Raw genomic sequence first — 21,313 nt, forward strand, 5'->3', positions numbered from 1 at the left:
ACTTGCGTTTGGAGATACGAGCATGACTTTCTCGATTGTGGGCCGCTGCGAACAGACCGGGCAACTCGGCGTTGCCATCAGCTCGTCGAGCATTGCCGTGGGTGCGCGCTGCCCGTGGGTGCGTGCGGGCGTGGGCGTGGTGTCCACGCAGAACGTCACGCTGCCCGGGCTGGGCCCGCGTGTGCTCGATCTGCTGGAGCAGGGCGCCGCGCCCGATGCGGCCCTGCAGCAGGCGCTGGACGACAAGAGCTGGCCGCAGTACCGGCAGGTGACGGTGGTCGATGCACAAGGCCGCACCGGCGTGTTCAGCGGCACCGAGGCGCTCGGCATTTTCACTAGCGCGGTGGGCAAGCAATGCGTGGCGGCTGGCAATATGCTCGCGAGCAAGGGCGTGATCGAGGCCATGATTCCCGCGTTTGAGAGCAGCGCGGGCAAGCCGCTGGCCGAGCGCTTGCTCGCCGCGATGCAGGCCGCGATGGTGGCCGGTGGCGAGGCGGGGCCGGTGCATTCGGCGGCGCTCAAAATCGCGGGCGAGCATGTCTGGCCCATCGCCGATCTGCGCGTGGACTGGGCCGAGCACGATCCGTTCGGCGAGCTGGAAAAACTCTGGATCGCCTACCAGCCGCAGATGCAGGACTACCAGACGCGCGCCATCAACCCCACGGCGGCACCGAGCTACGGAGTGCCCGGCGATGAGTGAAGAAGGAAAATCGCTTATCACCGACATGTCGAGCCGCGCGATGCTCGCGCAGCTCATCGGGTTTCCCACGGTGAGCCGCAACTCGAATCTCGAGCTGATCGTCTTCATCCGCGACTACCTCGCGCAGCATGGCGTGAAGGCCGAGCTGTTCTACAACGCCGAGCGCAACAAGGCGAGCCTGTTCGCCACCATCGGGCCGACCGACCGCGCGGGCATCGCGCTCTCGGGCCACACCGATGTGGTGCCGGTCGATGGGCAGGCGTGGACGGTCGATCCGTTTCAGCTGCTCGAGCGCAACGGCCGCCTCTACGGACGCGGCACGGCCGATATGAAAGGTTTCATCGCCAGCGTGCTTGCGGCCGTGCCGGGCTTTGCGCGCGCCGAGTTGAAGCAGCCCGTGCATCTCGCGTTTTCGTATGACGAAGAGATAGGTTGCCTCGGCGTGCGCCCCATGCTGGCTGAACTGGCGAAGCGCCCGATCAAGCCGCGCCTGTGCCTGATCGGCGAGCCCACGGAACTCAAGCCCGTGCTTGGCCACAAGGGCAAGCTCGCGATGCGCTGCTGTGTGAAGGGCTTGGCCTGCCATTCGGCCTATGCGCCGTATGGCGTGAACGCCATCGAATACGCCGCACGCATGATCGGCAAGCTCGGCGACATCGGTGCGGAACTGGCACAACCGGCGCTGCACGACGCGCGGTTCGATCCGCCATATTCGACCGTGCAGACCGGCGTGATCAAGGGCGGACGCGCGCTCAACATCGTGCCCGCCGAATGCGAATTCGACTTCGAGGTGCGAGCCCTGCCAGGCTATGACGCGGGCGAGGTGGTGACCGCGATCCAGACCTTCGCCAAGGACGAGCTGCTGCCCCGCATGCAGGCCGTGAAGCCGGACACCGACATCGCCTTCGAGGAACTCAGCGCCTATCCCGGCCTCGTCACGCCGCAGGACAGCGATGCGGCAAAACTGCTGGGCTGGCTCAGCGGATCGACCGATTTTGGCACCGTCGCCTACGGCACCGAGGGCGGGCTCTACATGCAGTCGGGCATTCCTGCCATCGTCTGCGGACCGGGCAGCATGGACCAGGGCCACAAGCCGGACGAGTTCGTCAGCGTCGAGCAGTTGGAGGGCTGCGACGCCATGCTGGCGCGGCTCACGCAGCATCTGGTGAACGTGAGCACATAAAACAGCTAAGTGCAATTGCTGAAATTCGGGCTGGGGAAAACCAGAGGTTCAGCATTTTGCAATTGCCCATTCCGCGCCATGGGAAACACAATGGGGCTCTTCGAAAAGGAGACTTATCCCATGGCTGCGAACGTTGCCGATCAAGAGCTCGACCTGCCGCTCGCGGGCGTCCGCGTGCTGGACCTCTCGCGCGTGTTTGCAGGGCCGCTGTGTGGGCAGGTGCTGGCGGACTACGGCGCCGAGGTCATCAAGGTGGAGCACCCCGGGCGCGGCGATGACACGCGCGACTGGGGCATGCGCATCGGCAAGACCGAGACCACCTACTACAACAGCATGAACCGCAACAAGCGCTCGGTCACGCTGGACCTGCAGACACCGGAGGCCATCGCCATCGTCCACGATCTGCTGCGACAGTCCGACGTGGTTATCCACAACTTCAAATCGGGCGGCGCGGAAAAGCTCGGGCTCGGCTACGAGCAACTCAAGGCCATCAAGCCCGATGTGGTTTACGTGGCCGTCGCGGGCTACGACAGCAGCGGGCCCGAGGCGCAGCGGCCGGGCTACGACCTCGTGATTCAGGGCGAAGCGGGCCTGATGGCGCTGAACGGCGAGAAGGAGCAACCGCCGCTCAAATTTGGTGTGGCCGTGGTCGATCTGATGACCGGCATGGCGGCCGCGCAGGCCGTGCTCGCGGCGCTGTTCAAGCGCGAGCGCACAGGGCAGGGACGACTCATCGAAATGGCGCTGTATGACTGCGGCATCATGGTCACGGGCTACTACGGGCTCGATGCGCTCAAGCTCGGCCACGATCCCGAGCGTTACGGCAATGCGCATCCGTCCATCGTGCCCTACGGCATGTACGAGGCGGCGGACGGGCCGCTGATCATCACGGTCGGCAACAATGCGCAGTTCGACAAATTCTGCCGCGTGGTGCTCGAGCGCCCCGACATCGTTGAAGACGAGCGCTTCGCCAACAACGTCAACCGCGCGAAGAACCGGCTTGCGCTCACGCCCATGCTCAAGGAACTGATCCGCACGATCAAGCGCGACGTGCTGCTCGGGCGTTTGCGCCAGGCCGGCATTCCCTGTGGCGAGGTGCTGGGCCTGCATGAGGCGCTCAGCAGCGAGCGCACGCGCCGCAGCGGGCTGGTGCAGGACATGCCGCATCCCGTCGTCGGAACGACCCCGGTGTTCGCTCCACCGGTGCGCATGAATGGCCAGCGCCTGCCGATCCGTAGCGCGCCGCCTACGCTAGGCGAGGGCACGCGTGAGGTACTGCGCAGTCTGCTTTCCATGAGTGACGAGCAGCTTGCGCAGTTGTGCGACAAGGGCGTGTTGACGCTGCCCGAGTGAGTTTTTTCTAACCCTTTTTCCTGTCAGTGTTCCGCGTTCCCGGTGTGATGTCGCTGCCGTCAAGGTGCAGCTTTCCGAATGAATGAAGGAGACGAGCAAATGAGCCACAACGATCTGTCGATGATCCAGCGCCGCACCCTGTTGCAGGGGGCGGCGGCGCTTGCAGGTGTTCATCTGGTTTCGGGCGCGCATGCGCAAGCGGGCAAGGACCACTGGCCCAGCAAGCCGATCAAGCTCATCGTGCCCTACAACGCGGGCGGCGCGACCGACATTCTGGCGAGGGCGTTCGGCGAGGGCCTGTCCAAGCGATTGGGTCAGCCAATCATTGTCGACAACCGACCCGGCGCATCGGGCATTGTCGGCACCGATGCGGTGGCCAAGGCCGTGCCAGATGGGCACACGCTGCTGATGTCGCTGAGCTCGTCGATGCTGGTCAATCAATACCTGTTCACCAAGCTGCCCTACCACCCGATCAAGGACATTGCGCTGGTCTCGCAGGTGAGCACCGCTCCGGTGGTGCTTGCGGTGCATCCATCGGTGCCGGTCAAGAACATGAAGGAGTTGCTGGCCTATGCCAAGGCCAATCGTGGCAAGCTGAGCTACGGCTCCTACGGAGTGGGCTCGTATGCGCATCTGGCGGGCGCCTACATCAGCAAGATCACCAACTCCGACATGAACCACGCGGCCTACAAGGGTGAGAGCCAGGCGATTCAGGAGCTCATCAGCGGACAGTACCAGTTCGGCTTTTTGAGCGCGCAGAACGTCAAGCCGCATGCCGATACCGGCCGCATCAAGGCGATTGCGGTGACGGGACGCCAGCGCATGGTGGTGATGCCCGATGTGCCCACCATTTATGAACAGGGGGTGCAGGACGACGCATTCTCTGTGGTCGGCTGGATTGCGATGGGTGCGCCTGCGGGTGTATCCAAGGACATCATCACGCAGCTGTATGCGCATTTGCTGGAGGTCTCCAAGGACCCCAAAGTGCAGGAGCGCATCACGGGAGCGGGCTTTGCGCCGCTGATGAGCACGCCCGACCAGTTCCGCGAGAACTACCAGCGCGACATGCCCGTGTGGAAGGCGCTGGTGGAGACGGCCGGGGCCAAGCTCGATTGACAAACATATACAGGACACAGGACATCACGCATGAAGACGCGCATCACCGAACTCTTTGGCATCGAGCACCCCATCATTCAGGGCGGCATGCACTACGTGGGGCTGGCGGAGTTGGCATCGGCGGTCTCCAACGCGGGCGGGCTCGGCATCATCACCGGGCTCACGCAGCGCACGCCCGAGTTGCTCGCCAATGAGATCGCGCGCTGCCGCGCAATGACCAACAAGCCCTTCGGCGTGAACCTCAGTTTTCTGCCGGCAGTGAATCCTCCCGACTATGCGGGATACATCCGCGCCATCATCGACGGTGGTGTGAAGGTCGTTGAGACCGCAGGCAACAACCCGCAGAAGTGGCTGCCGATGATGAAGGATGCGGGCATCAAGGTGATCCACAAATGCACCTCGGTGCGCCATGCGCTCAAGGCCGAATCGATTGGCTGCGATGCGATCAGCGTGGACGGCTTCGAGTGCGGCGGCCATCCAGGTGAAGACGATGTGCCCAACTTCATCCTGCTGCCCCGTGCGGCCGAGGAGCTGAAGATCCCGTTCGTCGCGTCGGGTGGCATGGCTGATGGGCGTTCGCTCGTGGCCGCGCTCGCGCTCGGCGCGGACGGCATGAACATGGGCACGCGCTTCATGGCGACAGTGGAAGCGCCGATCCACGACAACGTGAAGCAGGCCATCGTGCAGGCGAGCGAGCTGGACACCCGCATCGTCATGCGCCCGCTGCGCAACACCGAGCGCGTGTTTGCCAATGCCGCCACAGACGAGGTGCTGCGCAAGGAGCGGGAGCTCGGCAGCCGCATTCGCTTCGAGGACATCGCCGCCGAGCTCGCCGGGGCCTATCCGCGCATCATGCAGCAGGGCGACATGCAAAGTGGCGTCTGGTCCTGTGGCATGGTTGTGGGGCTGATCAATGATGTGCCGACCGTGCAGCAACTCATCGACCGCATCATAGGCGAGGCCCACGCCATCATTGACCAGCGGCTCGCTGGTATCTCCGCCGCCTGAAGCAGAATCTTCGCTTCCGATCCACCATGACCACAACGCCCCATCCGCTGGCCGCCGCGCCGTTTCGCACCGTTTCGGACATGCTGCGCCTTCACGCCGATGCGCAGCCCGATCATCCCGCGCTGCGCGACGAAGCCGAGGCGCTGAGCTACGGTGAGCTCGACGCGCTGGTCGACCGCATCGCCGCCTCGTTGCAACGCGACGGCGTGCGCCGGGGCGACGTGGTCGGCATCTGCGCGCTGAACTCGGTGCGTTACGGAGCGGTGTTTCTCGGCGCGCTGCGCGCCGGTGCAGCCGTGGCGCCGCTCGCGCCTTCGTCGACCAGCGACACGCTCGCGTCGATGCTGAGCGACTCGGGTGCCAAGCTGTGGTTCACGGACGCGGCAGCCGATGTCTCGGCGCTCGATTCCAGCCTGCCGTGCATCTCGCTCGACGGTATCGCGCTCGGGCGCATGTTCGATCCGTGGCTTGCCACAGCGGGCAGCAAGCCGCAGCGTGTCGATGTGGTGCCGGGCGATGCGTTCAACATCATCTACTCGTCGGGCACTACGGGCACGCCCAAGGGCATCGTGCAGTCGCACGGCATGCGCTGGGCGCATGTGCAGCGAGGGGCGGCCAACGCCTACGGGCCGCAATCGGTCACGCTGCTCGCGACGCCGCTGTATTCCAACACCACGCTGGTGATCTTCTTTCCCTCGCTCGCTTACGGTGGCAGCGTGGTGCTCGTGAAGAAGTTCGATGCGGCGCGCTATCTGCGCCTGGCCGAGCAGCAGCGCGTGACGCATGCCATCCTTGTGCCGGTGCAGTATCAGCGCATCATGGCGCTCGCGGATTTCGGCACGCACGATCTCTCGTCGTTCCAGTTCAAGTTCTGCACCAGTGCGCCGTTCCGTGCCGACCTCAAGGCCGACGTGCTCGCGCGCTGGCCCGGCACGCTCACCGAGTACTACGGCATGACCGAGGGCGGCGGCATCTGCATCCTCGACGCGCATCTTTTTCCGGACAAGCTGCACACCGTCGGCAAGCCCGCTGCCAACAGCGACATTCGCCTGATCGACGAGGCGGGCAACGAGGTGCCGGCGGGCGAGATCGGCGAGGTCGTCGGCCACTCCACCGGCATGATGACCGGCTACCACGGCCAACCCGAGAAGACGCGCGAGGCCGAGTGGTTCGACCCGGCGGGCAAGCGCTTCATCCGCACCGGCGATGTCGGGCGTTTCGACGAAGACGGCTTTCTCACGCTGATGGATCGCCGCAAGGACATGATCATCAGCGGCGGTTTCAACATCTACCCGAGCGACCTGGAGGCACAGATGCGCGCGCATCCGGCCATCGACGACGTCGCCGTGGTCGGTGTCGCATCCGAGCTGTGGGGTGAGACTCCAGTGGCCTTCGTCGTGCAGCGCAAGGGCACGCTCGAGACGGCCGCCGAGATCAAGGACTGGTTCAATCAGCGTGCGGGCAAGACGCAGCGCCTGGCCGATCTGATTCTGGTTGACGAGCTGCCACGCAGCGCCATCGGCAAGGTGCTCAAGCGCGATCTGCGCGACGCCTATGCAGCGTCTTTGTCGGCCAAGCCGAGCATCTGACGCGCCACGGCCTCGCCGACCTTGATGCCGTCCACGCCCGCCGACAGAATGCCGCCCGCGTAGCCCGCGCCTTCACCGGCCGGGTAGAGACCGTGCGTGTTCAGGCTCTGGAAATCCGCGCTACGCCCAATGCGTAGTGGCGCGGAGGTGCGCGTTTCCACGCCGGTCATTACCGCATCGGCCATATCGTAGCCACGGATCTTGCGGCCGAACACCGGCAGCGCCTCGCGCATCGCCTCGGTGGCGAAGGCGGGCAGGGCCTTGTCGATGCTGGTCAGGTGCACGCCCGGTTTGTAGGAGGGCTGGACACCGCCGAACTCCGTGGAATCGCGCTTGGCAAGAAAATCGCCCACGAGCTGGCCCGGCGCGCTGTAGTTGCTGCCGCCGACTACATAGGCATTCGATTCAAGCTGGCGCTGCAGCACGATGCCCGCAAGCGGATGCGTCGTGCCCGTCTGGTAGTTCTCGACGCCGTAGCTCTTGCCGAGATACTTCTCGAATGAAGCCGCATCGTGCGGAAAATCGCTTTCGCTCACGGCTACCACCATGCCCGCGTTCGCATTGCGCTCTTCGCGTGAATACTGGCTCATGCCGTTGGTCACCACGCGCTCGGGCTCGCTCGTTGCCGCGACTACCGTGCCGCCCGGGCACATGCAGAAACTGTAGACGGCGCGGCCATTCTTGGCGTGGTGCACCAGCTTGTAATCCGCCGCGCCGAGCAGCGGGTGACCCGCATGCTTGCCCCAGCGCGCGCGGTCGATCACGCTTTGCGGATGCTCGATGCGCACGCCGATGGAGAACGGCTTGGCCTCCATCGCCACGCCGCGCTCATACAGCATCGCAAACGTGTCGCGCGAGCTGTGGCCGAGCGCCATCACCACCTGCGTGGCGGGCAGCAGTTGCTCCTTGCCAGTGGCCAGATCGACCACGGTAAGGCCGGTGACGCGGCGCGCGCCATCGGCATCGGTCTGCACTTGGAAATCGCTCACGCGCTGCTCGAAACGCACCTCACCGCCCATCGCGATGATCTGCTCGCGCAGCGTCTCCACCACCTTCACGAGCTTGAAGGTACCGATGTGCGGATGCGCGGTGTAGAGAATCTCCGGCGGCGCACCGGCCTGCACGAACTCCTCCATCACCTTGCGACCCAGATGGCGCGGGTCCTTGATCTGGCTGTAGAGCTTGCCGTCCGAGAATGTGCCCGCACCGCCCTCGCCGAACTGCACGTTCGACTCGGGCGTCAGCACGCGTTTGCGCCACAGACCCCAGGTGTCCTTGGTGCGCTGTCGCACCTCGCGACCACGCTCGAGCACGATGGGCTTGAACCCCATCTGCGCCAGCACCAGCGCCGCGAAGATCCCGCAGGGCCCGAAGCCGATGACGACCGGCCGGTCCTGCAGATCGGAAGGCGCCTGCCCCACCGGCTTCCACGCCATGTCGGGCGTGGCGTTGACATGCGGATTCTTCTCGTGCGTCGCTAGCAGCGCGGCCTCGAGCGCCGCATCGGCCAGCGTCACATCGACGATGTACACCGCCATCAGCTCGACCTTGCGCGCATCGAAGCTGCGCTTGTGCACGTGCAGGGAGGTGAGGGCGCTGGCGTCGATCACCAACATCTGCGCGATCTGCGTGCGCAGGGCTGTTTCGGGATGGGTGTCGGCGTCAAATTCGCCTGCTGGCAACGCGGTGAGCGGCAGCTTGATTTCGGAGATGCGGAGCATGGGGTGAGCTGGCCCGTGGTGATCGGGCTGGGCTTTGTGGTCTTTGGATAGGGCAGGATTTTATCCGAGCCCGCCCACCTTGCTCACAGAACAGGCGCCATCATGGCGATGAAGTTCTGTGTCAGTCGCCGGTGCAATGGCCAGGCACGCACCACCTCGGGGTCGACGCGGTGACTGACGGAGAGATAGCCCATCTGTCGCTCAAGGATCTGCGCGGTGACGTCCTTGTCGGAAATGAGCAGATTGTTTTCGTAGTTGAGCTCGAGGCTGCGACGGTCCATGTTGGCGGAGCCGACGAGCGCGAGTTCGCCGTCGATGGTCATGGACTTGGTGTGCAGCAGGCCGAGCGGATATTCATGGACATCCACGCCGCTTTGCAGCAGATCCATATAGCTGCTGCGACAGGCATTGCCAACCAGCCACGAGTCGTTGCGCGCGGGAAAGATGATGGTGGTTTTCACTCCGCGCCGGGGAGCGGCGCAGATGGCACGCAGCATGGATTCATCGGGAACGAAGTAGGGCGTGGTGATCACCAACTCCTTGCGTGCCGCATAGATGCAGGCCACAAACATGTCGGACATGGCGCTGAAGCGCGCGGTCGGTCCGGTCTCGAAGACCTGAGCGGTGCTTGCGCCCGGCAGCGAATTCTCCGGGGCCTGCGCGGGCAGATGGTCGAGGCCGGTCTCGCCTGTTTCGGGAATCCAGCCGCTCAGAAACAGGTATTGCATCTGGCGCACGATAGGCCCTTCGCAGCGCAGCAGCATGTCGATCCAAGGCGCGAATCGGGGCTTGATGCGGAACAGCGGTGATGCGAAGTTCTGGCTGCCGCAGAACGCGATGCGGTTGTCGATCACCATGATCTTGCGGTGATCGCGCAGATCCACGCGGCTGAAGGCCATGTGCCGCAGGTGCGAGATGTCGCTCAGCGTGGCATGCAGCTTCACACCCGCGCAGGCCAGCATCTTCCACGTGGCACTGCGAACGAAGTCGCGCGATCCGAGCGAGTCCACCATCAACCGACATTGCACGCCGCGCTGCGCGGCTGCGGCCACGGCCTGCGCAATCTGGCGACCCTTGTCATCATCAAGCCAGATATAGACCGCCACGTGCACCTGTTCGCTTGCCTGCTCAATGTGTGCCACCAGCGCATCAATGGCGGCTAACGAGTTGCGCATGGGCTCGCTCGCCGGTGCATCGGCATCGCGCAACACGGTGATGCGGTTGCCACCCGTGACACCGAATCCGGTGATGTAGTGGCAGAAATCGAAAAGCGGCAAGGCCTGTGGCGCAACCGCTTCCGGAGCAACAAGTCCTTCATGCGGCTTGGCTATGCTTTTCTCTGCTCGTCTCATGCGCTGAATGCGTGCCTGACCGATGCTGGTCTCGCCCAGCAGCAGATAAGCGACCATTCCCGCGAGCGGCACCAGCATGATCACCGAGAGCCACGCAATGCGCGAAGCGGGTGTGCGATTGGGCCGCGTGAGTGCACGCAACGCGACCAGAAGATGGGCCACGAACAGGAGCAGCGCCCAGGAGAGATTCAGAAAGTGATTCATCGTGGCGAATGGATGCTCATGTGATGAGGGCAACCTTCGGCGAGGTGAGCGGCCTCAAGCGTTGCGATGCGGCTGAATCTGGATTCCATTCCATGTGGCTCCCATATGAGGTTACGCATCGCATTTCTGCAATCGATAGTTGATGATATCTAAAGTGATTCGGGACGGCGACGACTGGCCTGAAGGCGCAATGCAAAACGCCCGTCAGGCGATACCGGACGGGCGTTTGTAGGAGCCCTTGAGAAGGGCTTGCTGAAGATCGATCAGCTTGGCAGGAAACCGTCCACCGACAGGTAGCGCTCGCCGGTGTCGTAGTTGAAGCCCAGCACGCGCGCGCCTGCGGGCAGTTCGGGCAGCTTCTGGGCGATGGCGGCCAGCGTGGCGCCGGAGGAGATGCCCACCAGCATGCCTTCTTCGCGCGCCGAGCGGCGGGCGTATTCGCGAGCGGGTTCGGCGTCGACCTGGATCACTCCATCGAGCAGCGTGGTGTCGAGGTTCTTGGGGATGAAGCCCGCGCCGATGCCCTGAATCGGGTGCGGTGCGGGCTGGCCGCCCGAGATCACGGGAGAGGCCACGGGTTCGACCGCGAAGACCTTGAGGTTGGCGAACTTGGCCTTGAGCACGCGCGCGACACCCGTCAGGTGGCCGCCGGTGCCCACGCCGGTGATCAGCGCGTCGATGCCATCAGGGAAGTCAGCCAGAATTTCCTGCGCCGTGGTGCGCACGTGCACATCGATATTGGCAGGGTTTTCGAATTGCTGCGGAATCCACGAACCGGGCGTCGATGCGGCCAGTTCCTGCGCACGTGCGATGGCGCCCTTCATGCCCTTTTCCTTGGGCGTGAGATCAAAGCTCGCGCCGTAGGCCAGCATCAGGCGGCGGCGCTCGATGGACATGCTTTCGGGCATCACGAGGATGAGTTTGTAGCCCTTCACGGCAGCGACCAGCGCGAGACCGATGCCGGTGTTGCCGGAGGTCGGCTCGATGATCGTGCCACCTGGTTTGAGCGTGCCGCGCTGCTCGGCATCTTCCACCATCGAAAGCGCAATGCGGTCCTTGATGGAGCCGCCGGGGTTGCTGCGCTCGGCCTTCACCCAGACATGGGCGCCAGCGCCGAACAGACGGTTGATCTTCACGACCGGCGTATTGCCGATGGTCTGCAGGATGTTGTCGTATTTCATGAAAGGAGTCTCCAGCTACAGGTGGTTGATCGGAACGGAAAACAGATGCGAAAAGCAGGTTGGCTGAATGTAACCAGTCCATTGTGGCGTAGTTGTTAGTACTTTTCGCGATATGGATATGCGCGTTTCGCCGTTGATGGGAATATGCGAGATCTACCCAGAGGCAAGTCCTGTCGCGTCTTGAGTTAAGTCAAGGCCTCAAGCGCATGGGAAGCCGATAATCGGTAGTAAGAAAACGTCAAAACGATTTGCTGAATGCGAGTGGCCGCCATTGATGCCATTGCGCTCGGCAAGCATTGCGAAAGGCTGCATCCGCCATGGAACTGTTCGACTTCAACATCATCGCGGGAAGCGTGGCCATGCTGCTGCTGGTGGGGGGGTATGCGATGCGCGAGCGCAAGGGCGCCGATATCTGCATGGTCATTGGCGTGTTTGGGCTGGTGGTGTTGATTCTCAACACCATCGTTTCAGCAGCGAGTTGAGACCCGCGATTTTGAGCGCTGCTGGGTGCGGGCGGCTGGTGCCAACGGCGTGATCCATTTTTCTGCCAGCACCACACCAGCGATGGTGAGCACGCCGCCGATCCAGTGATAGGCGTGCAATTGCTCGTTCAGCAGCAGAGATGCAAACAAGGCCGTGCAGATCGGCGTGAGATTGAAGAAGATGCTCGATCGGCTCGGCCCCAGGCGCGAGACGGCCATCATCCACAGCAGCGGCGCCGCAATCGATGCCATGGTGCCCGCATAGGCGACCAATCCCCAGTTGCGGGCATTGATGCCGGTCTTCTCGCTCATCAGGTAGATCGGCAGCTGTGCAATCACGGCCACCAGCATCTGCAGATAGAGCAACTGGAGCGTGGGAATCTTCGGCGCCATGTTCCAGCGCTTGAGAAGGATGTTGTAGAGCGCGTAGGACACCGCGGCAATGATCATGAGCAGATCACCCTGGTTGAATCCTTGCTCGAGCAAGATCAGCGGCTGGCCATTGGTCACCACATAGATCACACCGGTCAGCGCGATCACGCTGCCGATGGCACCGCCCCGGGTCAGCGGATGACCGAGCACTCCCACCGAGATTGCCAGCACGATGAGCGGCGAAAGACACAGGATGATGCCCATGTGTGTGGCAGTGGTGAAGCCCGCTGCGAAGTAGGCCAGCGTCTGGTAGATCACCATGCCCAGCAGCCCGAGCGTCAGAATGCGCGGCACCTGCGGACGAATGGCGCGCCAGTTGCGCACGACCCCAGGCAGTAGAAATGGACTGAGCAGCGCGGCCGCCAGCAACCAGCGCAGAAAGCCGATCTCCGCCGGATGGATGCTCGATGCGGCCTGCTTGCTGACGACGGTGTTGAACGACCAGATGAGAACGGCCATCAGGGGAAAGAGGTAATTCATGACGTGCTCGACACTTGTGGAATCTTGGGTCCTATCATCCGTTTGACCGATAAGAAGTGCATATCTGTTTTCGGACATTCAATACGTCGAAGGGGACGAAATCCAATGGTCACGGTTCACAGCTCTTCATCCCGTACCCGGCAGACAAGGCTCGTGCCCGCCAAGGTCGATGAAATCATCGCGCCGTTTCACGTGCGCTACGACGAGTACGGCGCTGGCACCTGGGCCGACGCGCATAGCCATCGGCTCGGGCATCTGAACTACACACCGCACGGAACGATCCGCATGGACACCGCTGATGCCCGCTTCGTTGCGCCACCTCAGTACGCCATCTGGATTCCGCCGGGCATCGAACACAGCTGCTATCTGCAGCATGCGGCGGTTTACCGGGCGTTTTACGTGCAGCCCGAACTGTGTGACAGCCTGCCCCAGAACACCTGCCTGCTGCAGATATCCCCCGTCGTGAAAGCCATCCTCGCCGACTTCAACCAACGTGGCGTGGAAACCCCCTCCATGCCCGAGGACCTGCGCATGGCCGAGGTGCTGCTTGATCAGTTGCGCGGCAGCGAGGTCCAGGGCAGCTACCTCCCCGACGCGCAAACGCCTGCGCTGCAGCAGATTCTCGACGCCCTGCAGCAAGAGCCCGGTCACCGTGCCTCGGTAGCTGAATGGGCAGAACGGGTGCACATGACGGAGCGCACCTTGGCGCGACATTGCCAGCAGGAACTCGGCATGAGCCTTGGCGAATGGCGGCAACGCATGCGCTACCTGCGCGCGGTGGACGCGCTCGAACATGGCCAGTCCGTGCAGGCGATCGCGCTGGATCTGGGGTTCAGCGCGGCGTCGGCATTCATTGCGATGTTTCAGCGGGAAGCGGGGGCGTCGCCGGAGCAGTTTCGGCGGGAGTTTCTTTTGGAGTGAGGCTTGGTAGCTTGGCTGGCAACCGCTGGCCGGGACTCGCCAATGAAAAGTAAGCAAATAGAAGGCGGCCCTGCTGCCCAAAAACCTTCGCTTCGCGCCGCTTGAACATGCCCATCGTGCGAAGCCGCGAGATGAGAAGCACGAGCGAAGCGATGTGCCGAACACACCTCTTATGAAAAGTCTGACTCGCGGCGGTTGCCCGAACGGAGCGACGCAGTCGCGCAGAAAGTTCTGCCGCGTGCCCCCGAATTCAAAGCGCGTTCTTGGTTACTTTTTGGCGCAAGCAAAAAGTGACTCCGCCGCCGGGCGGAACTCCCGGCCTCCGCACCAAGCCACGCAGCAAAAACCAAATAAAGAACCCCCAACCCAACGCGCAACCCAAACAAAGCGATAATCCCCCCGTGAAGCACGCCAGACCGCCGCTGGTGCAATCTCCGAAAGGAGGCACTGGAGGAACGTCCGGACTGCACAGGACAGCGTAGCAGCTAACGGCTGCCCACCGTGAGGTGAGGATCAGAGCAACAGAGACGAGCCGATTCAGTTCGGGTGAAACGGGCAATCTCTACGCGCAGCAATACCAAGTAGGCCAGCGTTGATGTGGTTCCGCAGAGTTGGCGGGTAGGTAGCATTGAGCCGTGGTGGCGACACCCGGCCCAGATTAATGGCGGTCACTCCGTGGGAAACCACGGTGCACAGAATCCGGCTTATCGGCGGGCTTCACACTTTTCTTTTTTGTTCCCGGCTTTCTTCAAGGTATCGCAGCGCAATGTGGCGAGAGGCCTGCCTTGAGTTCCTTGGCGCGCGCCACGGTTTCCGGGTGGGAGCTGAGCAGCGAGAACATGCCTTCTTCCTTCGCAATCTCCGCTTCGCTGCGGGCTTTGGGCTGGCTCGCGGGTGAAATGGGTGCGGAGGCTGCCGAAGCCGTGGAATCTGCCGATTCCAACGCGTCCTTCTTGGCGTCTTTGCTGTCGTCTTCATCCTTGTCGCGCGTTGCCGCCATGGCGAGCAGCAGATCGCCCATCGGCGCGGTGGAGATGTTCGAGCTCTTGAGCACGGCGATGGCGAAGCAGTCGGCCTCGCGTTCGTGGCTGCGCTGGTAGGCGAGGCCGGTGAGCATGGTGCTGCCCATGGAGATCACGGACGACACATCGCCGAGCGCCAAGCCCAGCCCCGTCTGCAGCACGCCCTGCTCGACCACCATGCGCGTGGTGTGGCGGTGCGCGACGTGGCCGATTTCGTGGGCGAGCACGCCGATGATGGCGTCGTCGCCGATCTTCTCGCGCTGGGCGGTTTCCACCAGACCGTCGGTGACGACGATGGAGCCGCCGGGCAGCGCGAATGCGTTCGCGCCCATGCCCCGGCGGAACTGCAGCGTGTACTTGGGTTCGTAGCCGTGATAGCGCTTGAGGGATGCGGGAGTCTTGGCGAGCAGGGATTCGAACTCGCCGCGCAGCTGATCCTGCCGCTCCTTGGGAAGCTTGCTGGGCTTGAGCATGCGCTCGTCCATCTGCGACATGGCTTCGGTTGAGAGCGTGGTTTCCCAGCTGAGCGGCACGAAGCGCGTAAGCTGGGTGGCAGCCCAGGGCGTGCCATATTTGTAGAACAGCACCATGCCTGTGGCTGCTACGGCGAACACTCCGAGAAAGATCGGCCAGCGTGTCTGCATGCGCTGAGCGAGGCTGGGTTTGAAGTTGGCTGCGGCGAGGGCGGCCTGCCACTGGGCCGTTTCCAGAATCTCCAGACTGCCGCCATCGTTGAGATCGATGGTCAGCGTTTCCTGTGGGCGCTTGGCGCTCCAGGTCTCGGGCCAAGTGATGTCGCGGTGCGCGTAGCGGCGCGGTTCACTGCCAGGCGATTGCAGCGAGTGCAGGAGCAGCCCCGGGCCACCTTTGGCCGCCGGGTCGAGACTCACCAGCACCTTGCGGGGCTGGCTGCTCTGGCCATCGAACCAGTTCGCGCGAATCGGCGTTGGGCTGTTGGTCGACATCACCCGATCAGGTCCAGCCCGGCCGCGTCGGCCAGCGCGTCGCCGAAGCCTTCTTTCTGGCCTTTTTCAAGGCGTCCGGCGAGCTGCTCGACGCTGCCCTTCACATAGAGCGTGACCGATTCGAATTTCATCTTGTATTCGGCCACCCTCGCGAACGGGCGGTAGAAGCCGATGGTGAGAATGGTCAGTAGCATGTTCTTCAGGCGCAGCAGCACGAACTTGCGGGTGGACAGCGTGCATTTGAAGCGCGCAATCTGGCTGACGCCGGTGTTGTTCCAGACGAGATGGAACATGCGGGATTCGCGGTAGGCGCGTGCCGGTCCGCTGGCCAGAATCATCAGGAAGAACGACAGGATGGCCCCGAGCGCGATGGCGACATAGATCCATACGCCGGGCTCCTTGGAGCCTGCGCCCTTCAGCGACATCATGAGCCCGCCCGCTACGGCTGCGCTGAGCACGACGATGACCACGATGGACAGCAGAAATACCAGCACCGTGCCCGCCCAGATCTTCACGAAGTCCGTGTAGACCGGCTTCCAGCGGCTGATCTCGTTGCCGATGCGGGTGCGCAGCACCAGCAGGCTGCGGTAGTTGTATTCCATGCGGATGATGCACAGCACCGAGAGGAACATGCCGAGCAGGACGACGCCGAACACGGTCCAGCCGGTGCCCGCGTCGAGCCGTGGGCGGGGCTTGGGGGCGTCGCCTTCGAATCCGGCGAGATAGTCGCCGACCAGCGCGTCGATGCCGTAGAACACGCCGATCCACACCAGCGCGAGCGCGAAGATCGGCCAGCTCGCCTTGTAGATTTCTTTCCAGTTGGCGGTGAACACCAAGCGCAGGCCGCGCCAGCGGGTGTTGGACAGACGAAAGCGCATGGCACTGGCCCAAATCACGGGCGCAAGCGCTGCGCCGCAAAGGATGAAGAGGCCTACGGCCGTATCCTGTCCGGTGCGTACCGCGAGCTGGTAGGCCGCGCTCAGCAGAAAGACCAGCACGAAGCCGAACACCATGCGCCGTTGCTGCGCGGTGAATTCGAGCGCGCTACCGGCCACCATCGAGTGGCTGTAGAAGTACTGGGCGGTGCGCTTGCGCGCGAACGGCGTGTAGAAGCCGAGGGTGACGATGGACAGCAGTACATTGACGATCCAGACGCGGAAATATTCACCGCCGCTGCCGGTGAAGCGAAGCCGATGTGCCCTGATTTTTTCGAGCGCTTCGCTCGCGCTCGGCTCCAGCCGGATGTCGCTTTGGCTACTGGCATCCATGCCCATCTCCCTGTTGTTTGTGTGGCGAGATGAGTATATTGGCTATGGCTGTAAATTTGCCAATTGGACTTTACATTTAGTGGCGTTTCGCGACAGTCCCCCGTCAATCGCCTCAGAAACGCTCGCCGAGCCCCAGGAAACGCCACTCGCCCTCGGGCAACTTGGACAGTGGCACGCGTCCGATGCGGATGCGGCGGATGAGTCCTGCCTTGAGTCCGACCGAGGTGCAGAGTGCACCGATCGACATGATGGCCGTTCCGGCGAGCGCAAAACGCAGATGGGTTTCGCTCTGGCGGCTGACCTTGGCGGGGGGCAGCTCGCCACCAGATCGCAGCGATGCCAGATCGGCGCTGGCCACATCGCCGCTCACTTCCACGATGCATTCGTGCTCCAGCGAGGAGGCGTCTTCGTACAGGCGGCGCGCAATGTTGCGGTCCTGCGTGAACACCGCCAGGCCGCTGGCCGAACGGTGCAGGGGCGCGCATTCATACAGCCCCTTGAAATGTCCGCGCAGCACGCGGATGCGGCCAGCCTGCGGATCGGTGCTCGAGTGGCCTTGTGCGCTCAGCAAGGTGAATGGGTCCTTGCATTTGGCGGGTTGGTTCAGCAAGAAGGTGACGGGAGCCAGATCGAGCAGGCTCGCGTCCGCAGCGACGCTCACCACCTGCTCATCGCGCACGCGCAGACTGGGCTCTTCCTGGATTTCGCCGTCCACGCTGACCCAGCCACCTTCCACATACTGCTCGGCCACGCTGCGCGAGCAGCCCTTTTGCTGCATCACGCGCTTGGAGAGGCGCTGGCCTTCCAGCTCCGATATCTGCGGCTTGGCGCCGCCTCTTGCTTGCTTGTCCGACATACCCGGGATTTCCAATTTCATCGATCCGGGCACGGCCCGGCAGGGCGTGAATTATTCACCAGTACAGCCAGATCAGTTCCCTGGCTCCATATTGCGGATGCGGTCCACATGGGCTTGCAACGAACGCAAAGCCACTGGCCACATGCGTTCGGGCACGTCGTCGTAGGCGATTTTGACCCAGTCGTCGAGGTCGCCCGAGGGCAGTTGCTGCATCGCCTTGAGCACCTTGGCTTCGCGCGCGAGGCGGTGGGCCTTGAGTTTGGCGATGGCCTCGCGGGCCTTTTCGATCACGTAGCCATGGGCGGGCGCGATGAACTCCACCGCGAACTCAGCGCAGGCCGCGTCGAGCTTGTTGAGAGAATCCAGATAGTCATCCATGTTGCCGTCCGGCGGGCTCACCACCGTGGTGCTGCCGTTCAGGATATGGTCGCCCGAGAACAGCAGGTTGTCTTCTTCGAGCAGCAGGCAGACATGGTTGGCCGCGTGACCGGGCGTGTGGATGGCCTTCAGCGTGTGGGTGACTTCGCCGTCCGGCGAAGGGCCGCGCAACTGCAGGCGCTCGCCATCGGCCAGCTCGCGGTCGGGCGCGAACTGGCTGTCGACGCGCGATGTGGGCTTGGACGCGAGGCCCAGTACAGGCGGCTTGGGCTTGCCATATTGCGTGACCATCTCCTGCAGCGGTTTGGCGCCCGGCGAGTGGTCGGGGTGGGAGTGGGTGCAGACGATCTGCCGGATGTCGCCGCCTGCCGCGCGCCAGAGCCGCTCGAGATGCTCGGCATCGGCTGGGCCGGGGTCGATGGCGATGTAGCCGGTCGAAGGATCGCCCACCAGATAGCTGTTGGTGCCGGGACCGGTCATCACGCCGGGGTTCGGCGCGGTCAGGCGCTGTACGTTTTTGAGCAGGGGTACGGCGCGCTCGCTTTGCCAGTCGAGCGGATGCAGAATCTGGCCGTCGGGCGTGACCATGGCGAGCTCGCCGAAGGCGTGTTCGTGGTCCATGAAGCGCGTCTCGCGACCCTTGACGAGGCCGCTGCGCGGGCAGCAGTTCCAGAGTGGTTCCTCGTCCTTGGTGATCACGTCTATCAGCGCCTGCACCGTCTGGAACTTGGTGAGGAAATCCAGCGTGCGGATGGTCGGGAAGATCATGAAGAACGTGCCCTCCTTGTGCTGCGCGAGTGCATCTGCCGGGCGCACCCAGACCGGCTCGAACTGCTCGGATTCGTCGGCCACCGGCTCCTGGCCCTCGGGCATGCGCCGCACGAGGAAGGGCACGGAAAAGCGTTTGGGAGCGGTTCGGTCGGCCGTCCAGTGGGCGAGCAGATGCATGTCGTCGGCCACCAAGCGCAGGCCGAGCGCCGCGCATTGAGCGACGAAAGGTTGCTTGCGGTCGATGGCGGCGATGTCGGCGGCATCGGCAAACCGGCCGTCACCCTCATGGCGGGCCAGCAGAATACCGAGTTCCTCGAAGGTTTCGCGGATTCCGGCGACGGCCTCGGTCACGCGCTGGGCGGACTGCGTGGCGCGGTGGTCGGTCTGGGCGTGGGATTCGGGGCTGGCGTCCTGGGCGTCGATTCCGCCTCCCGGAAACACATAGGCCCCCGGCAGAAAGCTCGCATTGGGCGAGCGGCGGGTCATTAGGACCTCGAGGACGGTGTCAGCGTTGCGTTCACCGTTGTCTTCTGTGGCCGCGTCGCGCAGCAGCAGCACGGTGGCTGCAGGGCGTGTCTTGACGGGCTCGCGGTGGGTATGGAGTTGTTGGTTCGAGCGGGGCATGGATTGCATTATGGGCAACCGCGCAAGTTCCCGCTGGCACGCAGGTGACGCTGGCCGCTACAGCTTATTACGGCCCGATTGGCGCAGACTGTTCGCCAGAGCGGATAATTGCCGGATATGCCAATGCAGATCCGCTTCACCAAGATGCAGGGCGCAGGAAACGATTTCGTGGTGCTGGACGAGACCGTCCGCAGCTACGGCCTGTCCGCCGAACAATACCGGTTCATCGCCAACCGCCATTTCGGCATTGGTGCGGACCAGATCCTGACCGTGCGTGCGGCACCGTCGCCCGAGGTCGATTTCGAATATGTGATCCACAACGCGGACGGCGGCGAGGTCGAGCAGTGCGGCAATGGCGCGCGCTGCTTTGCGCGCTTTGTGCACGACAAGGGCCTCACGCCCAAGGACTCGATCCGCGTGCAGACCAAGAAGGGCGTGATCGCGCCTCAGCTCATGCCCGATGGCCGGGTGACAGTGGACATGGGCCGTCCGCGTTTTGCACCGTCCGAGATTCCGTTCGACACCGAAGGCGCGGTCGCGCGCATCGTGGGCGACGGCGAGCAATGGCCGGTCGAGGTGCGCGATGCCGATTCGGGTGCCGACACCGTCGTCTGGTGCGCGGTGGCCTCCATGGGCAATCCGCACGCGGTGCAACTGGTGGACGACGTGGACACCGCGCCGGTTGGCTTCGTCGGCAAGCAGATCGAAAGCCATCGCCGGTTTCCCGCACGGGTGAACGCCGGGTTCATGCAGATCCTTTCCCGCAGCGAAGTGAAGCTGCGCGTGTTCGAACGCGGCGTGGGCGAGACGCTCGCCTGCGGCACGGGCGCATGCGCTGCGGTGTCCACCGGCATCCGCCTGGGGCTGCTTGACAGGCGCGTTGACGTGCACACACGTGGCGGCGTACTGACCATCGTCTGGTCGGGCAACCCGCAAGATTCCGTTTTCATGACCGGCCCCGCCACCACGGTGTTCGAAGGCCAGATCGAGATCCCAGACAACCTATGACCACACCCACCAACGCGAGCTCCAACGTGCCACCGATCACCGAAGAAGATATCGCCGAATTTCTGGTGAATACGCCGGATTTCTTCGAGCGCCACGCCGAAGTGCTGGCCAGCGTCACCATCGCCAGCCCGCACGGCCAGCGCGCCGTGAGTCTGCACGAGCGTCAGGCCGAGATGCTGCGCGAGAAGATCAAGGGCCTTGAGCAGCGCGTCATGGACATGGTGCGCCACAGCGGTGAGAACACCGGCATCGGCGACAAGATGCACCAGTGGGTGCGCCTGCTGCTGTCGGTGAAGGAGCCGATGAAGCTGCCCGCCGCCGTGGAAAACGGTATGCGCGATCTCTTTGACGTGCCGCAGGTGGCGCTGCGCGTATGGGGCGTCGGCCCGGTGTATTCCGCTGAAGGTTTCGCACGCGGCGTGAGCGAGGACGCACGCGCCTTCGCCTCGTCGCTGACCAGCCCGTTCTGCGGCGCCAACATGGGCTTCGAACCCACGCAGTGGCTGCCCCAGGCCGCGCAGGTGCAGTCGCTCGCGCTGCTGCCGCTGCGCGATGGTGCCATCGACAGCACCGAACCCGCGTTCGGTCTGCTGGTGCTCGGCTCGCACGACCCGGCGCGTTTTGACGCGGCCATGGGCACGGAATTTCTCACACGCATGGCCGAACTCGCGAGCGCCGCGCTGACGCGTCTGCGCTGAT

General features: G+C 63.7%; 18 protein-coding genes and 1 other RNA gene. 11 read left to right on the top strand and 8 right to left on the bottom strand.

Going from position 1 to position 21,313, the window contains the following annotated elements:
- The first annotated feature begins 22 nt into the window (after window positions 1-22).
- From G7047_RS27690 to G7047_RS27715, 6 genes are all read left to right on the top strand, one after another.
- Window positions 23-700 (top strand): DUF1028 domain-containing protein, encoded by a 678-nt coding sequence (locus G7047_RS27690; RefSeq protein ID WP_166311507.1) that lies wholly within the window; start codon window positions 23-25, stop codon window positions 698-700.
- Window positions 701-716: 16 nt separating this feature from the next.
- A complete protein-coding gene (gene argE / locus G7047_RS27695) occupies window positions 717-1,883 on the top strand; it encodes an acetylornithine deacetylase (RefSeq protein ID WP_166312295.1) in 1,167 nt (388 codons plus the stop codon).
- A gap of 120 nt (window positions 1,884-2,003) precedes the next feature.
- On the top strand, window positions 2,004-3,236 hold the full coding sequence (locus G7047_RS27700) for a CaiB/BaiF CoA-transferase family protein (protein WP_166311508.1): 1,233 nt from the start codon (window positions 2,004-2,006) through the stop codon (window positions 3,234-3,236).
- A gap of 99 nt (window positions 3,237-3,335) precedes the next feature.
- Window positions 3,336-4,352, top strand: coding sequence for a tripartite tricarboxylate transporter substrate binding protein (locus G7047_RS27705; protein ID WP_166311509.1), 1,017 nt, complete (start codon window positions 3,336-3,338; stop codon window positions 4,350-4,352).
- A gap of 30 nt (window positions 4,353-4,382) precedes the next feature.
- The gene (locus G7047_RS27710; protein WP_166311510.1) at window positions 4,383-5,360 is read left to right on the top strand and encodes a nitronate monooxygenase family protein; all 978 of its coding nucleotides are present in this window, start codon (window positions 4,383-4,385) and stop codon (window positions 5,358-5,360) included.
- A gap of 26 nt (window positions 5,361-5,386) precedes the next feature.
- Window positions 5,387-6,949 (top strand): class I adenylate-forming enzyme family protein, encoded by a 1,563-nt coding sequence (locus tag G7047_RS27715; RefSeq protein ID WP_166311511.1) that lies wholly within the window; start codon window positions 5,387-5,389, stop codon window positions 6,947-6,949.
- Here the strand turns inward: G7047_RS27715 and G7047_RS27720 are convergent.
- The 3 genes from G7047_RS27720 to cysK all read right to left on the bottom strand — a co-directional run bounded on the left by G7047_RS27720 (window position 6,913) and on the right by cysK (window position 11,407).
- Complete coding sequence (locus G7047_RS27720; RefSeq protein ID WP_166311512.1) at window positions 6,913-8,670, bottom strand: NAD(P)/FAD-dependent oxidoreductase; 1,758 nt, start codon at window positions 8,668-8,670, stop codon at window positions 6,913-6,915. The two genes, G7047_RS27715 and G7047_RS27720, sit on opposite strands and share 37 nt — an antisense overlap.
- Before the next feature lie 83 nt (window positions 8,671-8,753).
- Window positions 8,754-10,226, bottom strand: a complete 1,473-nt coding sequence (gene cls / locus G7047_RS27725; RefSeq protein WP_166311513.1) for a cardiolipin synthase — start codon at window positions 10,224-10,226, stop codon at window positions 8,754-8,756.
- 263 nt (window positions 10,227-10,489) lie between these two features.
- Entirely contained in the window at window positions 10,490-11,407 is a 918-nt protein-coding gene (gene cysK / locus G7047_RS27730; protein WP_166311514.1) for a cysteine synthase A, read from the bottom strand.
- Window positions 11,408-11,724: 317 nt separating this feature from the next.
- On the opposite strand from cysK, the gene G7047_RS27735 reads away from it, so the two are divergent.
- Complete coding sequence (locus G7047_RS27735) at window positions 11,725-11,889, top strand: hypothetical protein (protein ID WP_166311515.1); 165 nt, start codon at window positions 11,725-11,727, stop codon at window positions 11,887-11,889.
- On the opposite strand, the gene G7047_RS27740 is transcribed toward G7047_RS27735, so the two are convergent.
- Window positions 11,875-12,801 carry a DMT family transporter gene (locus G7047_RS27740; protein WP_166311516.1) on the bottom strand — a complete coding sequence of 309 codons (927 nt, stop codon included), beginning with the start codon at window positions 12,799-12,801 and terminating at the stop codon, window positions 11,875-11,877. The two genes, G7047_RS27735 and G7047_RS27740, sit on opposite strands and share 15 nt — an antisense overlap.
- Before the next feature lie 105 nt (window positions 12,802-12,906).
- Here G7047_RS27740 and G7047_RS27745 point away from each other — a divergent pair, with 105 nt between their 5' ends.
- Window positions 12,907-13,722 (top strand): helix-turn-helix domain-containing protein, encoded by an 816-nt coding sequence (locus G7047_RS27745; protein WP_166311517.1) that lies wholly within the window; start codon window positions 12,907-12,909, stop codon window positions 13,720-13,722.
- Window positions 13,723-14,125: 403 nt separating this feature from the next.
- Window positions 14,126-14,445, top strand: an RNA gene (gene rnpB, locus G7047_RS27750) — RNase P RNA component class A.
- Window positions 14,446-14,470: 25 nt separating this feature from the next.
- On the opposite strand, the gene G7047_RS27755 is transcribed toward rnpB, so the two are convergent.
- The 4 genes from G7047_RS27755 to G7047_RS27770 form a co-directional block, all read right to left on the bottom strand.
- A complete protein-coding gene (locus G7047_RS27755) occupies window positions 14,471-15,709 on the bottom strand; it encodes a M48 family metallopeptidase (protein WP_166311518.1) in 1,239 nt (412 codons plus the stop codon).
- Window positions 15,709-16,977 carry a YjgN family protein gene (locus G7047_RS27760; protein WP_205904684.1) on the bottom strand — a complete coding sequence of 423 codons (1,269 nt, stop codon included), beginning with the start codon at window positions 16,975-16,977 and terminating at the stop codon, window positions 15,709-15,711. The genes G7047_RS27755 and G7047_RS27760 overlap by 1 nt, the downstream gene beginning before the upstream one ends.
- A 112-nt stretch (window positions 16,978-17,089) precedes the next feature.
- Window positions 17,090-17,833, bottom strand: coding sequence for an RNA pseudouridine synthase (locus tag G7047_RS27765; protein WP_166311520.1), 744 nt, complete (start codon window positions 17,831-17,833; stop codon window positions 17,090-17,092).
- A 72-nt stretch (window positions 17,834-17,905) separates the two neighbouring features.
- Window positions 17,906-19,606 (bottom strand): MBL fold metallo-hydrolase, encoded by a 1,701-nt coding sequence (locus G7047_RS27770; RefSeq protein WP_166311521.1) that lies wholly within the window; start codon window positions 19,604-19,606, stop codon window positions 17,906-17,908.
- 123 nt (window positions 19,607-19,729) lie between these two features.
- On the opposite strand from G7047_RS27770, the gene dapF reads away from it, so the two are divergent.
- Window positions 19,730-20,614: a diaminopimelate epimerase gene (gene dapF, locus G7047_RS27775; RefSeq protein WP_166312296.1), complete on the top strand. Its 885-nt coding sequence runs from the start codon at window positions 19,730-19,732 to the stop codon at window positions 20,612-20,614.
- Window positions 20,611-21,312, top strand: coding sequence for a DUF484 family protein (locus G7047_RS27780; RefSeq protein WP_166311522.1), 702 nt, complete (start codon window positions 20,611-20,613; stop codon window positions 21,310-21,312). The genes dapF and G7047_RS27780 overlap by 4 nt, the downstream gene beginning before the upstream one ends.
- The last annotated feature ends 1 nt before the right edge of the window (window position 21,313 follow it).

It is taken from the genome of Diaphorobacter sp. HDW4A, assembly GCF_011305995.1.
Classification (GTDB): domain Bacteria; phylum Pseudomonadota; class Gammaproteobacteria; order Burkholderiales; family Burkholderiaceae_C; genus Diaphorobacter_A.

Excerpts from the sequence above, each read along its gene's own strand:
- G7047_RS27690 (WP_166311507.1), top strand. The coding sequence starts at position 23 with ATGACTTTCTCGATTGTGGGCCGCTGCGAACAGACCGGGCAACTCGGC.
- G7047_RS27700 (WP_166311508.1), top strand. The coding sequence starts at position 2,004 with ATGGCTGCGAACGTTGCCGATCAAGAGCTCGACCTGCCGCTCGCGGGC.
- G7047_RS27705 (WP_166311509.1), top strand. The coding sequence starts at position 3,336 with ATGAGCCACAACGATCTGTCGATGATCCAGCGCCGCACCCTGTTGCAG.
- G7047_RS27710 (WP_166311510.1), top strand. The coding sequence starts at position 4,383 with ATGAAGACGCGCATCACCGAACTCTTTGGCATCGAGCACCCCATCATT.
- G7047_RS27715 (WP_166311511.1), top strand. The coding sequence starts at position 5,387 with ATGACCACAACGCCCCATCCGCTGGCCGCCGCGCCGTTTCGCACCGTT.
- G7047_RS27720 (WP_166311512.1), bottom strand. The coding sequence starts at position 8,670 with ATGCTCCGCATCTCCGAAATCAAGCTGCCGCTCACCGCGTTGCCAGCA.
- cls (WP_166311513.1), bottom strand. The coding sequence starts at position 10,226 with ATGAATCACTTTCTGAATCTCTCCTGGGCGCTGCTCCTGTTCGTGGCC.
- cysK (WP_166311514.1), bottom strand. The coding sequence starts at position 11,407 with ATGAAATACGACAACATCCTGCAGACCATCGGCAATACGCCGGTCGTG.
- G7047_RS27735 (WP_166311515.1), top strand. The coding sequence starts at position 11,725 with ATGGAACTGTTCGACTTCAACATCATCGCGGGAAGCGTGGCCATGCTG.
- G7047_RS27740 (WP_166311516.1), bottom strand. The coding sequence starts at position 12,801 with ATGAATTACCTCTTTCCCCTGATGGCCGTTCTCATCTGGTCGTTCAAC.
- G7047_RS27745 (WP_166311517.1), top strand. The coding sequence starts at position 12,907 with ATGGTCACGGTTCACAGCTCTTCATCCCGTACCCGGCAGACAAGGCTC.
- G7047_RS27755 (WP_166311518.1), bottom strand. The coding sequence starts at position 15,709 with ATGTCGACCAACAGCCCAACGCCGATTCGCGCGAACTGGTTCGATGGC.
- G7047_RS27760 (WP_205904684.1), bottom strand. The coding sequence starts at position 16,977 with ATGGATGCCAGTAGCCAAAGCGACATCCGGCTGGAGCCGAGCGCGAGC.
- G7047_RS27765 (WP_166311520.1), bottom strand. The coding sequence starts at position 17,833 with ATGTCGGACAAGCAAGCAAGAGGCGGCGCCAAGCCGCAGATATCGGAG.
- G7047_RS27770 (WP_166311521.1), bottom strand. The coding sequence starts at position 19,606 with ATGCCCCGCTCGAACCAACAACTCCATACCCACCGCGAGCCCGTCAAG.
- dapF (WP_166312296.1), top strand. The coding sequence starts at position 19,730 with ATGCAGATCCGCTTCACCAAGATGCAGGGCGCAGGAAACGATTTCGTG.
- G7047_RS27780 (WP_166311522.1), top strand. The coding sequence starts at position 20,611 with ATGACCACACCCACCAACGCGAGCTCCAACGTGCCACCGATCACCGAA.